The sequence below is a fragment of the Roseovarius sp. B08 genome (genome assembly GCF_051417955.1).
Classification (GTDB): domain Bacteria; phylum Pseudomonadota; class Alphaproteobacteria; order Rhodobacterales; family Rhodobacteraceae; genus Roseovarius.
The window spans coordinates 2,509,332-2,522,256 of the sequence record NZ_JBPRLW010000001.1; the positions used below are offsets into that span (position 1 = coordinate 2,509,332).

The window sequence follows — 12,925 nt, forward strand, 5'->3', positions numbered from 1 at the left end:
AGCAGATCGTCTGACATGATGCACCGGATACAATGCGCAGGGGCTATGACTTGCGCATCCACAGCCGCGTTATGACCCACAGCACCACGCCGATCCCGATCAGTACGGCCGCGATCAGGTATTGGGACGGATCGCGGCCCGTCCATGGTCCGACGAGGAAGGCGCAGGTCGCGGCGCCGGTTACGGCCACCCAGACCGGGGTACGGAAATGGTCATGCTCGACCTTGTCGCGCTTCAGCACCAGCACCGCTATGTTGACGACCGTGAAGACGCCGAGCAGCAGAAGCGCCGTCGTGCCGCCCAGTTCCGGCACCGCGCCGACGAATGTGATGAGCCCCGCCGCCAGGAGTGTCGTGAAAATGATCGCCGTCACCGGCGTCTGCCGCGCCCGGTTCACCTTTCCAAGGACAGGAGGGAGAACCCCCTCTTCGCTCATGCCGTACACTAGGCGACTGGCCATAAGCAGGTTGATCAGCGCGGAATTCCCCACTGCGACCATCGTGATCAGGCCGAAGACCCACGGCGGAAAGCCCGGAGCGCCCGCCTCGACGACCTTCAGAAGCGGCGTGTCGCCCTCTGCCAGATCTTCGATCGGGACGATGGAGACCGCGACGATCGACACCACGACATAGAGAAGCGCCGCGATGGCCAGCCCGCAAAAAAGTATCTTGGGAAAGATGCGGCTGGGCTCCTTGGTTTCCTCGGCCATGTTCACGGAATCCTCGAAACCGACCATGGCGAAGAACGCCAGCGTGGTCCCCGCGATCACCGGCCAGAAGACCCCGTCCTCGTTCTCGCCGAATTCGAAGGCCTTGCCGATATCGGCTTGCCCGGCGCCAAAGACCATCATGCCGATCACCACGATGATGATCAGCCCCGTCAGCTCGATGCACGTGAACACCGCGTTGACCATCACGCTTTCGCCGACGCCGCGCAGGTTGATCAGGGCAATCGCTCCGACAAAGGCCAGTCCAATCAGTGTGACGGCAAAGGCCCCCAGCTCCAGCCCGAACCCGGTCGAAAAATTCTCGGCAAACGCACGGGCGGCGGTGGAGGAGGATGTCAGACCGGAGGACATGACGGCGAAGGCGACGAGGAAGGTGACGAAATGGATACCGAAGGCTTTTTCCGTGTAAAGCGCCGCCCCGGCGGCTTTGGGATACTTCGTGACGAGTTCCAGGTAACTGCAGGCCGTCAACGTGGCCACGACGAAGGCCACGAGGAAGGGCATCCAGACAATGCCACCAACTTCTTCGGCGACCTTTCCGGTCAGGGCATAGATGCCGGTGCCAAGCACGTCGCCCACGATGAACAGGAGCAGGAGACCGGGGCCGATTGCACGTTTGAGCTTGCCGCTTCCGGCCGCCGGCTCTGCCGCGCCGACCTTTGCGGCGTCGCCGGTCACGGAAGGTCCTCCGCAATGGGTCGCCGCCCATGTTTATCCTGTTCCTGTTCGAGGATGGCGCGCACTTCCGCCAGCAATGCCGCACCGCTATCACCGGGGGCGCCGTGGCCCGCACTTTCCGCCGCCAACTCGGTCAGCACGGAGTTCAGGAAGCTCTCCCTGTCGGCGCCGGAGTATGCTTCTTCGGCGAGCACCTCGTGCAACTCCTGGGGCCCGATCCAGCCTCCGGATCGCGTACGCAACCGACGGGTGATTTCCTGCGACATGGCCGAGACCTCCTGCAGGGAAAACCGCCGGTCGTGCAGGCAGTTCCCGGCGGTGCGTGCGAGGCGAACGCGCGGCGGCAGCTTTCCGCTCAGTCGCCACGATCCGCGGCCAAAGCGAGGCCGGAATGGGGATGATCGGCTCCTGGCCCGGCGCAAAACCGCGCCTGTGGCGCGACAGGGCATCGGAACATTGTCGGCATAGGTCAGTTCCCTGAATCAACGCATTAGCGCGATTGAATGAGGTTCTGATGAGCGCCGAACGTGATCAAAAAGACCGAGACTCCGGCGAGACAGCCGTGGCCGAGGAGCACTCTGGCGCGGCAGGCGCGGCACGACTGCGCGATCGGATCGACAGAGGCGCGAGTGGCGACAAGGTCGCCTTCCGGGACCCCGCCGCCGCGCCACTGGGCACCGATGATGAAGCGGCGGGAACACCGCCGAGTGCGGTGCAGGTTTCCACCGCCATGCAGCAGGAAGCGAGCCGCTCCGCGAAAGCCGACCGCAAGCGCGGGCCAGCGGACCTGCAGGGCGCCGGATCGCGACCGCGCGCCTGGCTGATCGTCACTGCAATTCTTGCACTTGCGGCTGTGACGGCCGCGGTCATTGCCGCGTGATCGGAACGCGGCGGACGGCCCCGCGTTGGAATCCTGGAACCGATCACAGTGGGCGCACCTGATCCGGCGCAGTCGAGGTTTCTGCCGTATGGTGCAGCAAGAGGAACGAAATGAGCGAAAGGACAGAGCGCGCATCGGAAAAACCGCTGGTTCTGATCACTGGTGCGGCCGGCAATCTCGGCGGCGCTTTGACACGGCGGCTGGCCGACGATTACCGGGTGGTCGGCCTGGACCTCGAAGACGGCGAGGACATCTTCGCCTTCGATATCACGGATGCCGACTCGGTTCACGGCGCAATGGCACAGGTGCGTACGCAGCATGGCGACCAGATTGCTGCGGTCATCCACCTCGCCGCCTATTTCGATTTCTCGGGCGAAGAAAGCCCACTCTACGAGCAGGTCAACGAAAAAGGCACCCGCAACCTCTTACGCGCATTGCAGGAATTTCACGTCGAGCGCTTTGTCTACTCGGGCACCATGCTGGTGCACCGCCCCTCTTCGCCAGGCATCCCGATCACCGAGGATACCCCGGTGGAGCCGGGCTGGGCCTATCCCGCCTCGAAGGCGCGCACCGAGGAGGTGATCCGCGATGCGCATGGCGGAATGCCGTATGCTCTGTTGCACCTCGCCGGGCTCTATGACGAGCAATCGGCCGTGCCGACCCTGGCCGAGCAAATCCGCCGTATTTACGAGCGCGATCCGAAATCCCACGCCTATTCCGGCGACCTCTCCACCGGGCAGGCTTTCCTGCACAAGGACGACATGCTCGAGGCCTTTGCCCGCACCGTCGACCGCCGCGGCGACCTACCGGAGGAGGTGACGATCCTGATCGGCGAGCGCGAGGCCATGGGCTATGACGCGCTGCAACGGCGGATCGCGCAGCTGATCCACGGCACCGAGAATTGGCAGACGCTCTCGGTCCCCAAGCCCATTGCCGCCGCGGGGGCCTGGGCGCAGGTCAAGGCCGAGCCGGTGGTGCCGGATGACTTCGACCAGGGCGAGACGCCCTTCATCAAGCCGTTCATGATCCGCATGGCGGACGACCATTACGAACTGGACATCTCCCGCGCCGAGGACCTGCTGGGGTGGACGCCGAAACATTCGCTCCGCGAGGAGCTGCCCGCGATGATCGCCGCGCTGAAGGAAGATCCGGCAGGCTGGTACGACGCCAACGGACTGACCAAACCACACTGGCTTCAGGCGGCCGGGGATCGCGACAATCCCGAGGCGCTGCGAAAGCGGCGCGAGGAGGAATTCCGAAGTGCGCATGCCCGCAATATCTGGGCGCAATTTCTCAATATCGGGCTGGGAGCGTGGATGATCACCGCACCGGTGATCCTGGGCTACACCGGCCTGACCGGGATGCTGGTGAGCGACATCGCCGCGGGTTTTCTGGTGATGATCGGCAGTTTCCTCGCCCTGTCCTGGCGCGCTGCTCTGGTGCGCTGGGGCGTGGCGGCGGTGGCCGCCTGGATCATGACCGCGCCGCTGGTGTTCTGGACCGAAAGCGCGGCGGCCTACCTAAACGGCACGCTGGCCGGTGCGGCGATCTTTGGCCTCGCGGTTTGCACCCGACCCGCGCCGGGGGTGGGTACAATGGCCGCCACCACGGGCCCGACCGTGCCGCCCGGCTGGGATTACTCTCCTTCCGATTGGACCCAGCGGCTGCCCGTCATCGGGCTGGCGTTCATCGGGCTCTTCGTCTCGCGTTATCTCGCCGCCTACCAATTGGGCCATGTCGACGCGGTATGGGAGCCGTTCTTCGCGGGCAGCCCCGAGAATCCGCAGAACGGTACCGAGGAGATCATCACCTCCGATATTTCCGAGGCCTGGCCGGTGCCGGATGCGGGCCTTGGCGCGCTGACCTACCTTCTGGAAATACTTATCGGCTTCATCGGCTCGGCGCGGCGATGGAGGACGATGCCCTGGCTGGTGCTGATCTTCGGCATCATGATCGTGCCGCTGGGCGTGGTCTCGATCACCTTCATCATCATCCAGCCTCTGTTGCTGGGCACGTGGTGCACCCTTTGCCTGATTACCGCCGCGGCCATGCTGCTGCAGATCCCCTATGCGGTGGACGAGCTGATCGCGACATGCCAGTTCCTGCGCCGTCGCCAAAAGGCCGGCGCACCGATCCTGCGGGTTTTCCTGACCGGCGATACCGATGATGGCCCGGACGAACGACGCGACGAGAGCTTTGAGCGGCCCACGGGCGCGATCGTGCGCGACATGCTGGGCGGCGGTGTGAGCGTGACCTGGGGGCTGACCGCAAGCGTGGCGATCGGCACCTGGCTGATGTTCACCCGGCTGACGCTGGGGACAGACGGCACACTGGCCAACACCGACCACCTGATCGGCGCGCTGGCCGTGACCATCGCCGTTAGCGCCACGGCCGAAAGCATCCGCGCCGTGCGCCTGCTCAACGTCTGCCTCGGCGCGGCGCTGGTCATCTGCGCGTTGGTGATGGAGGCGAGCTGGCTGCAGAGCGGGGCCGATATCGCGGCGGGTGTCGCGCTCATTGTCGCCAGCCTGCCACGCGGGCCGGTCCGCCACACCTACGGCGACTGGTCGCGCGTGGTGGTATAAGCGAATGGAAACATCGGCAGAAACCCGCAAGACCCTTCGGACGTTCAGCGCCCACTGATGCACCGCGTCCTTGCGATCGATACCACTACCGTCGCTGGAACAGGATCACGACCAGCGCCAGTAGCGATGAGCCCAGCATCAACAACAGGGAAACCGCGTTGAGAAGAGGCGTCGAGCCTTCTTTCAGCCGGTCGAACATGGCGATGGTCAGAGGCGCGTCGGAGCCGACCAGCATAAGCGTCGTGTTGAAGTTCTCGAAGCTCATCAGGAAGGCCACGACCAGCGCGCCGACCATAGCGGGCATCAGGAAGGGAATGGTGATCGTGCGCACGGCCGTCAGGCGCGTGGCCCCGAGGTTCAGCGCGGCCTCTTCCAGAGTGCGGTCGAACTTTTGCAGGCGGGCGGTTATGACCAGCGTGGCGATGGTGGTGATAAAGGAGAACTGACCAAGGATCACCAGAAGCAAGCCGGGGCGCAGGGCCTGAATATCCACCTCCGCCGCGTTCCAGATCCCGTTTGCGAGCGTCGAGGAGAAAACCAGGATCGAGATACCCAGCACGATCCCGGGAATGACCAGCGGCAGCAGCATCAGCACATAGAGCGCACCCTTGCCGCGGAATTCGTAGCGGTTGAACAGGAAGGCGTTCGTGGTCCCGACGCTCACCGACAGAAAGGCGACACAGACCGCCACAAAGGCCGAGGTGCCCACCGCGCGCAGGATGCCGCGTTCGTGGAAGACGCCGATCTGGGGGCGGTCCTCTCCGAAGAACCAGTTCCAGGTGAAGCCTTCCCACGGCAGCGACGGAAACTGGCTGTCGTTGAAGGCGAAGACGGCGACGACCGTGAGGGGCAGCGCAAGGTATAGAAAGAACAGCAGGACATAGCCGCCGTAGAGGACGCGAAAGCTGCGGGAGCGGGGGATGGTCGGGATCATGGCCTACCCCATCGTTTCCTGCAGGGTGCGGCCCGTCAGGCGCAGCATGCCCCACACGATCACCGAGGACAGCACCAGCAGCATGAAGCCGAAGGCCGCGCCCAGCTCCCAGTTGGAGCGGACGATGAACTGATTGTAGATCATCTCGGTGAACCACAGGCTGTCCTTGCCGCCCAGCATGGTCGGCGTCAGGTAATTGCCCAAGGACAGCATGAAGACCACGATGCAGCCCGAGACGATGCCCGGCATGGCGTGCGGGATGATGATCTCGCGCAGGACCGACAGGCCGCTGCCGCCAAGGTCGTAACCCGCCTCGACCACGCTGTCGTCGAGGCTTTCCAGCGTCGTGACCAGCGGGACGACCATGAAAAGCATCGAGGTATAGACGAGGCCCACCATCATGGCCGCGTCGTTGTAGAGCATCTCGACCGGCTGATCGGCCAGCCCCGCCCATTGCAGCAGGTTCGAGATAAGGCCGGTCTCGCGCAAAAGGATCATCCACCCGAAGGTGCGCACCAGTTCCGAGACGTAGAACGGAATCAGGCAGAGCATAAACAGCACCTGTTGCAACCGGCCGCGTGCCATCTTGGCGATGTAATAGGAAACTGGAAAGGCGATCAGCAGGGTGATGGCCGTGGCCAGCACCGACATCACCGCCGTGCGCCAGAAGGTGCGCAGGTAGAGCGGCTCGGTCAGGGCCTTGTCGTATTGCATCAGGCTGGGTTCGTAGACCCCGAAACTGATCCGTTCGCGCAGCGAGATCATCAACATGTCGATATGCGGGATGACGATCAGCAGCCCCAGCCACAGCACCAGCGGCGTCAGCAGCAGGATGAACCCGATCCGGGCCTCGGCGCGCATCAGGCCGCCCCGGCAAAGCAGGTCGCCTGCGCCGCGCCCCAGCCGATATGCACCATGTCGCCGCGTTTCAGGTTGGCGAATTCCCCGGTCTGGGGCAGCGTCACTTCGAGCGTTTCGCCCGCGTCGTCCTGCACCAGAACGCGCGAGGCCGCGCCGTTGAACAGGAGGCTTGTCACGGTTCCCTGCAAGCGGTTGTCGAATTGCGACAAGGCTTCGGCTCTGGCGGCGATGTGGACGGACTCGGGCCGGACGAAGATCTCCGCGGTGTCGCCCTTGGCCAGCGCCTGGGCCGCGGTCGCGCGCATGGCAAGGCCGGAATCGGTCCGCATCTCCAGCATTGTGCCTTCGACGCGGTCGATGCGCCCCGTCCAGCGGTTCGCCTCGCCGATGAACCCGGCAACGAAGGGTGTGTCGGGCCTGTAATAGAGGTCCTGGCCCGTGCCGACCTGCTCGAACCGTCCGGCGTTCATCACGGCGATCTGGTCGGACATCACCAGCGCCTCGGACTGGTCGTGGGTGATGTAGACGAAGGTGGTGTCGAAGGCCGCCTGAAGTGCCTTCAGCTCGATCTTCATGTGCTCGCGCAGCTTGAGGTCAAGCGCGCCCAGGGGTTCATCCAAGAGCAGCACATCTGGTTCCAGCACCATACAGCGGGCGATGGCGACGCGTTGCTTTTGCCCGCCGGACAGCTCATCGACCTTGCGCGCGCCGATGCCGGGCAGGCCGATCCGGTCCAGCGCCTCGTCCACCTTGCGCGCGATCTGGGCCTTGGCCATGCCCTGCCGCCGCAGCCCGTAGCCGATATTGTCGGCGATGGTCATCATAGGAAAGAGCGCGAGGTGCTGGAACACCATGTTCACCGGGCGCTTGTTGGGGGGCGTGTCCAGAACCGTGCCGCCCTTGATGCGGATGTCGCCTGACGTCGGTTCCAGAAACCCCGCGATCATCCGCATGATCGTGGTCTTGCCACAGCCCGAGGGGCCAAGGATGGAAAAGAAACTGCCCGGCGGCACGGAGAACGAGACGTCGTTGACGGCGGTCGTGTCGCCGAAACGCTTTATCAGGTCGGCGCATTCAAGGTCAGGGGTCATGCAGGGGGCCGTTCACAGGGCGGCACCCCCGGTGTGAGGGTGCCGCGTTTTCATGGGCGATCAGTTGGCGGCCTGGACGCGGTCCAGAACCTCGCCTTCAATGGCCTCCAGGCCGGCGGGAACCGGCGGGTACCACTTGATGTTGTCGACGGCCTCAGGCGGGAAGCTGTCCTGGTACTTGGCCTTGAGCGCGTCCTCGGCATACTCGTCCGCACCGGCAGAGGCGGTGAAGTTGCCCGCCGCCGCGGTGATCTTGGCCGATACCTCGGGCTGCATCACGAAGTTGATCCACTCGTAGGCCACGTCGTCGGCCTGGCCCTTGGCGGGCAGAACAAACGTGTCGATCCAGCCAAGCGCACCCGATTCCGGCGCGACGAAGGTGATGTCGGCATTGTCCTCGTTCAGCTTCCAGCCGCCGGTGTCCCAGGCCATCGACGCGGTGACTTCGCCCGAGCGCAGGAGGTTCATCAACTCGTCGCCGCCGCTCCAGTAGGCTTTGACGTTAGACTTGCACTCGGTCAGCTTGGCTTCGACCTTTTCCATGATCTCTTTGTACTTCGCCTCATCGTCATAGGCGGCGAACGGGTCCTCGCCCATGGCGAAGGCAAAGCCGATCAAGGTGGGGCGTTTCAGGCGATAGGACACCTTGCCTTCCAGCGCGGGGTCGCAGAGGTCGGTGTAGTCCTTGACCACGTCGCCCGCCTCGGCGGTGTTCAGAACCAGGCCGGAGGTGCCCCAGACATGCGGCACGCCATAGACCTCGCCATTGACGGTGGTGTTGCCCTTGGTGGCTTCCAGCATGGAGGGGATGAAGAGCGACTCGTCGATTTTCGACATATCCATGGGCTTGTAGATGCCGAATTCCATCTGCGGGCCCATGATCCGGTCTTGTGAGGGCTGGGCAAGGTCGAAGCCGCCGCCGCCCGTGGCGCGCAGCTTGGCGATCATTTCCTCGTTGTTGGACTTGGTCACCTCGACGGTGTGGCCGGTCTGTTCCTCGAACATCTCGACGACCTCGTCGGGCGCGTAGCCGCCCCAGGTCAGCAGGCGCAGCGTGTCGGCGGTGGCGGCCTGCGACAGGCCGAACACGGCCAGGCAGGTTGTCGTGAGCAAAGTCTTTTTCATGGGTGTCCCCCTCTGGTGGATGATTGTTTGCGTGCAGGATGGTCAGCATTGACCATTTGGTCAAACTCTTTGACGACTCGGTGCCTTATCCCTGAGTTTCTTGACAGTTTCTTGTCAGGCCCCCTGCCCGGTCGCTTTTTCCTTTTGCGTCAAAGACAAGCCTCGAAAAGTTTACGCGTATTTTCCGCCGTCATCTCGATCGGGTTGCCGCCGGTTGACGGATCCCGCAGCGCCGCGTCGACCAGCGTGTCGAGGTCGGGGTCGGTCACGCCCAGGTCGGTAAGCGTCCTGGGGATGCCGAGGCTGTCGTTCAGCTGATCCACGAAGGCGCAGAAGCCGTCGAACCCGCCCTCGATGCCCAGATAGGCCGCAGCGGGGCCGAAACGGTTGCGGATGGCGGGGGCGTTGAATTGCAGGACGGCGGGCATGCAGACCGCGTTGGTCGTGCCGTGATGGGTGTGGTGATGCGCGCCGATGGGGTGGCTGAGTGCGTGGATGGCCCCCAGCCCCTTTTGAAACGCCGTGGCGCCCATGGCAGCGGCGCTCATCATGTTCGCCCGTGCCTCGATGTCGGTGCCGTCGGCATAGGCGCGCGGCAGGTAATCCTTGACCAGCCGCATCCCTTCCAGCGCGATGCCCTGGCTCATCGGGTGGTAATGCGGGCTGGAATAGGCCTCGACGCAATGGGCGAAGGCATCGAGGCCGGTGCCGGCGGTGATGTGCTTGGGCATGCCCACCGTCAGTTCGGGGTCGCAGATGACGATGGCGGGCAGCATCTTGGGGTGGAAGATGATCTTTTTCTCGTGCGTGGCCGAATTGGTGATGACCGACGCACGCCCCGTTTCCGAGCCGGTGCCGGCGGTGGTCGGCACGGCGACGATGGGGTGGATGCCATCGGGGTCGGCGCGGGTCCACCAGTCGCCGATATCCTCGAAATCCCAGACCGGGCGCGTCTGTCCGGCCATGAAGGCCAGCGTCTTGGCCAGATCGAGGCCAGAGCCGCCGCCAAAGGCGATGACCCCGTCGAAGCCGCCGTCGCGGTAGAATTTCAGCCCGTCCTCGACATTCGCGTCCGAGGGGTTGGGATCGACCTCGGCAAAGATCGCCCGGCCCAGCCCGGCGGCCTCGATCAGGTCGAGCGTGCGGGTCGTGATATCCATGGATTTCAGCCCCCGGTCGGTGACCAGCAGCGGTTTCGCGATGCCCGCGGCGCGGCAGGCCTCGCCGATCTCGGCAATTCGTCCGGCGCCGAAGCGCATGGTGGTGGGATAGGACCAGTTTCCGGTAAGAGCCATGTCAGATCTTTCTCAGGTGATAGGATTTGGGCCGCGTGAGGGCCTGGTAGGCGAGTATCGACAGCCCCGCGCCGTGGCCGGTATCCTTGCATCCGGACCAGCACAAGGCGGGGTCGAGGTAGTCGCAGCGGTTCATGAAGACGGTGCCGGTCTCGATGCGGTCGCCGATGCGTTCCGCCGCGGCGCTGTCGCGTGTCCAGACCGAGGCGGTCAGGCCGAAGCGGCTGTCGTTCATCAGGCGGATCGCGGTCTCGTCATCGGGCACGGACATGATGCCGACCACGGGGCCGAAGGATTCGTCGCGCATCACCCGCATGTCATGGGTGACATTCGTCAGGACTTGCGGCGTGACATAGGTGTTCTCGCCGTCATCGGCCTCCATCCGGTCGATATGCGCCGTCGCCCCGTCCTCCAGCGCCTCGGCAATCTGCGCGCGGACTTCGCGAGCGAAGCGGATATTGGCCATCGGGCCGAGGGTGGTTTCGGGGTCGAGCGGGTTGCCCAGTTTCTGCGCCTTGACCCAGGCGACGGCCTTTTCCACGAAGGCGTCGAACAGGGGTTCGGCCACGTAGATCCGCTCGATCCCGCAGCAGCATTGGCCCGCGTTGAAGATCGCGCCGTCCATCAGCCCGTCGACGGCGGCCTCGAGGTCGGCGTCGGCGCGCACATAGCCCGGATCCTTGCCGCCCAGTTCGGTGGCGACCGGCGTGAAGGTGCCCGCGGCGGCGCGTTCCATCGCCTGCCCGCCCCCGACCGAGCCGGTGAAGTTCACGAAATCCACGTGGCGGCCCGCGATCAGCGCGTCGGTCGTGTCGTGGTCGATGACCACGTTCTGGAACACGTCCCGGGGCACGCCCGCCGCGTGCAGCGCCTCGGCCAGGTGCTCGCCCACCTGCAAGGTCTGGCTGGCATGTTTGAGGATGACGCTGTTGCCCGCGATAAGCGCGGGCGCGACCGTGTTGATCGCCGTCATGTAGGGATAGTTCCACGGCGCCACGACCAGCACGACACCCCAAGGGACGCGCTTGATGACGCGGCGGGCGGTGTCGCTGTCCTCGATGATATCCTCGGCGAGACCTTCGGCGGCCACCTCGGCCATGTAGCTCAGGCGTTCGCTGAAGCCGCCATATTCGCCGCCATAGCGCACGGGGCGGCCCATCTGGTGCGCCAGTTCAAGCGCCATGCGGTCAGTATCCTGCCCGATGATCTCATTGGCCTTGCGAAGGGCGGCCACACGCTCGGCCAAGGGCCTTGCGGCCCAGTCCGCCTGCGCGGCCCGGGCCTTGTCGGTGGCAGCCACCGCCGCGTCGCGGGGCATCACATCCCGCGTGATATAAACCGATCCGTCGATCGGCGAGATCAGGTCAACCGTCTTGCTCATGCTCATGCCCTTTCAAATCCGCGCGCGATTTCCCAGTCGGTCACGACCGCGTCGAACGTCTCCTGCTCGACCTCGGCCGCGCGGGTGTAGTGGTCGACCACTTCGTCGCCCATCACCCGGCGCAGCATGTCGGATTTGCGCAGCGTTTCCGTCGCGGCCCGCAGGGTGTGGGGCAGCATCGGAACATCGTCCATCTTGTAGACATCGCCGGTGACGGGGGGCGACAGCTCCAGCCCCTCCTCGATGCCGCAGAGCCCGGCGGCCAGTTGCGCGGCACAGGCAAGGTACGGGTTGATGTCCGAACCCGGCGTGCGGCATTCGATGCGCACGCCCTTGGTGCCATCCCCCACCAGCCGGTAACAGGCGGTGCGATTGTCGATGCTCCACGCGATCTTGGTGGGGGCGAAGGTGCCGGGCATCAGGCGCTTGTAGCTGTTGATGTAGGGCGCGAGGAAGTAGGTGATGTCGGTGGTGTATTTCAGCAGGCCCGCGACATAGCTTTTCAGCGTGTCGGACATGGTCAGTTCGGCGTCCGCATCATAAAACGCGGGCGTGTCGCCCTTGAACAGCGATTGGTGGATATGCGCGGCGGAACCTACCTTGTCGGCATGCCACTTGGGCAGGAAGCTGGCGGCGTGGCCGTGCTGGTTCGCGATTTCCTTCACCGCCTGCTTGGCGATCGTGTGGTGATCGGCGCAGAGCATCGCGTCGGCATAGCGTATGTTCAGTTCTTCCTGTCCGGTTTCCGCCTCGCCCTTGCTGTTCTCGACCGGCACACCCGCCTCGAACAGCAGGTTGCGGATCGGGCGCATGACATGCTCTTCCTTCGTGGTCTGGAAGATATTGTAGTCCTCGTTGTAGCCACTGATCGGCGTCAGGCTGCGAAAGCCTTCGCGGCTGATCTCGTCGAAGGATTTCTCGAACAGGAAAAACTCCAGTTCCGTCGCCATCATGGGGGTAAAGCCCAACGCCTCGGCGCGCGCGATCTGGGCCTTCAGGATCTGACGCGGGCTGTGCGGGACAGGCTCGTGCGTGTGGTGGTCGATTATATCGCACAGCACCAGCGCGGTGCCGTCGAGCCACGGCAGGCGGCGCAGCGTCGCGAGGTCCGGCTTCATCACGTAGTCGCCATAGCCCTTTTCCCACGAGGTCGCGGCATAGCCATCGGGCGTTGCCATCTCGAGGTCGGTGGCCAGCAGGTAATTGCAGCAATGGGTTTCCTCATGCGCGGAGTCGAGGAAGTTCGAGACATGGAACCGCTTGCCCATGAGCCGCCCCTGCATGTCCACGAGGCAGACGAGCACCGTGTCGATCTCGCCTTTCGAGGCAAGCTTCTTGAGAGTGTCGAAGCTGAGAGTGGCGGTCATG

11 protein-coding genes are annotated in these 12,925 nt (G+C 64.4%); 2 read left to right on the forward strand and 9 right to left on the reverse strand.

The annotated features are described in order from the left end of the window. Positions 1-43 precede the first annotated feature (43 nt). Entirely contained in the window at positions 44-1,405 is a 1,362-nt protein-coding gene (locus ACSQ76_RS12720; protein WP_437156868.1) for an APC family permease, read from the reverse strand. Further along, the gene (locus ACSQ76_RS12725; protein ID WP_306128947.1) at positions 1,402-1,671 is read right to left on the reverse strand and encodes a hypothetical protein; all 270 of its coding nucleotides are present in this window, start codon (positions 1,669-1,671) and stop codon (positions 1,402-1,404) included. The genes ACSQ76_RS12720 and ACSQ76_RS12725 overlap by 4 nt, the downstream gene beginning before the upstream one ends. 248 nt (positions 1,672-1,919) lie before the next feature. On the opposite strand from ACSQ76_RS12725, the gene ACSQ76_RS12730 reads away from it, so the two are divergent. After that, positions 1,920-2,285 carry a hypothetical protein gene (locus tag ACSQ76_RS12730; protein ID WP_437156869.1) on the forward strand — a complete coding sequence of 122 codons (366 nt, stop codon included), beginning with the start codon at positions 1,920-1,922 and terminating at the stop codon, positions 2,283-2,285. A gap of 110 nt (positions 2,286-2,395) precedes the next feature. Beyond that, on the forward strand, positions 2,396-4,870 hold the full coding sequence (locus ACSQ76_RS12735) for a vitamin K epoxide reductase family protein (RefSeq protein ID WP_437156870.1): 2,475 nt from the start codon (positions 2,396-2,398) through the stop codon (positions 4,868-4,870). A gap of 85 nt (positions 4,871-4,955) precedes the next feature. Here ACSQ76_RS12735 and ACSQ76_RS12740 read toward each other — a convergent pair whose 3' ends face one another. The 7 genes from ACSQ76_RS12740 to ACSQ76_RS12770 form a co-directional block, all read right to left on the reverse strand. Continuing rightward, positions 4,956-5,804, reverse strand: a complete 849-nt coding sequence (locus tag ACSQ76_RS12740; RefSeq protein WP_437156871.1) for an ABC transporter permease — start codon at positions 5,802-5,804, stop codon at positions 4,956-4,958. A 3-nt stretch (positions 5,805-5,807) separates the two neighbouring features. Then, positions 5,808-6,665 carry an ABC transporter permease gene (locus ACSQ76_RS12745; RefSeq protein WP_437156872.1) on the reverse strand — a complete coding sequence of 286 codons (858 nt, stop codon included), beginning with the start codon at positions 6,663-6,665 and terminating at the stop codon, positions 5,808-5,810. Beyond that, positions 6,665-7,756, reverse strand: coding sequence for an ABC transporter ATP-binding protein (locus ACSQ76_RS12750; RefSeq protein WP_437156873.1), 1,092 nt, complete (start codon positions 7,754-7,756; stop codon positions 6,665-6,667). The genes ACSQ76_RS12745 and ACSQ76_RS12750 overlap by 1 nt, the downstream gene beginning before the upstream one ends. 60 nt (positions 7,757-7,816) lie before the next feature. After that, positions 7,817-8,881 (reverse strand): extracellular solute-binding protein, encoded by a 1,065-nt coding sequence (locus tag ACSQ76_RS12755; RefSeq protein ID WP_437156874.1) that lies wholly within the window; start codon positions 8,879-8,881, stop codon positions 7,817-7,819. Between the two features lie 149 nt (positions 8,882-9,030). Then, positions 9,031-10,176, reverse strand: a complete 1,146-nt coding sequence (locus ACSQ76_RS12760; protein ID WP_437156875.1) for an iron-containing alcohol dehydrogenase — start codon at positions 10,174-10,176, stop codon at positions 9,031-9,033. A gap of 1 nt (position 10,177) precedes the next feature. Then, on the reverse strand, positions 10,178-11,557 hold the full coding sequence (locus ACSQ76_RS12765; protein ID WP_437156876.1) for an aldehyde dehydrogenase family protein: 1,380 nt from the start codon (positions 11,555-11,557) through the stop codon (positions 10,178-10,180). A gap of 2 nt (positions 11,558-11,559) precedes the next feature. Next, a complete protein-coding gene (locus ACSQ76_RS12770; RefSeq protein WP_437156877.1) occupies positions 11,560-12,924 on the reverse strand; it encodes a glutamine synthetase family protein in 1,365 nt (454 codons plus the stop codon). Position 12,925 lies beyond the last annotated feature (1 nt).

What these genes read in the sequence shown, in the direction of transcription:
- ACSQ76_RS12725 (WP_306128947.1), bottom strand. Translation starts at nt 1,671, where the DNA reads ATGTCGCAGGAAATCACCCGTCGGTTGCGTACGCGATCCGGAGGCTGG.
- ACSQ76_RS12730 (WP_437156869.1), top strand. Translation starts at nt 1,920, where the DNA reads ATGAGCGCCGAACGTGATCAAAAAGACCGAGACTCCGGCGAGACAGCC.
- ACSQ76_RS12735 (WP_437156870.1), top strand. Translation starts at nt 2,396, where the DNA reads ATGAGCGAAAGGACAGAGCGCGCATCGGAAAAACCGCTGGTTCTGATC.
- ACSQ76_RS12740 (WP_437156871.1), bottom strand. Translation starts at nt 5,804, where the DNA reads ATGATCCCGACCATCCCCCGCTCCCGCAGCTTTCGCGTCCTCTACGGC.
- ACSQ76_RS12745 (WP_437156872.1), bottom strand. Translation starts at nt 6,665, where the DNA reads ATGCGCGCCGAGGCCCGGATCGGGTTCATCCTGCTGCTGACGCCGCTG.
- ACSQ76_RS12750 (WP_437156873.1), bottom strand. Translation starts at nt 7,756, where the DNA reads ATGACCCCTGACCTTGAATGCGCCGACCTGATAAAGCGTTTCGGCGAC.
- ACSQ76_RS12755 (WP_437156874.1), bottom strand. Translation starts at nt 8,881, where the DNA reads ATGAAAAAGACTTTGCTCACGACAACCTGCCTGGCCGTGTTCGGCCTG.
- ACSQ76_RS12760 (WP_437156875.1), bottom strand. Translation starts at nt 10,176, where the DNA reads ATGGCTCTTACCGGAAACTGGTCCTATCCCACCACCATGCGCTTCGGC.
- ACSQ76_RS12765 (WP_437156876.1), bottom strand. Translation starts at nt 11,557, where the DNA reads ATGAGCAAGACGGTTGACCTGATCTCGCCGATCGACGGATCGGTTTAT.
- ACSQ76_RS12770 (WP_437156877.1), bottom strand. Translation starts at nt 12,924, where the DNA reads ATGACCGCCACTCTCAGCTTCGACACTCTCAAGAAGCTTGCCTCGAAA.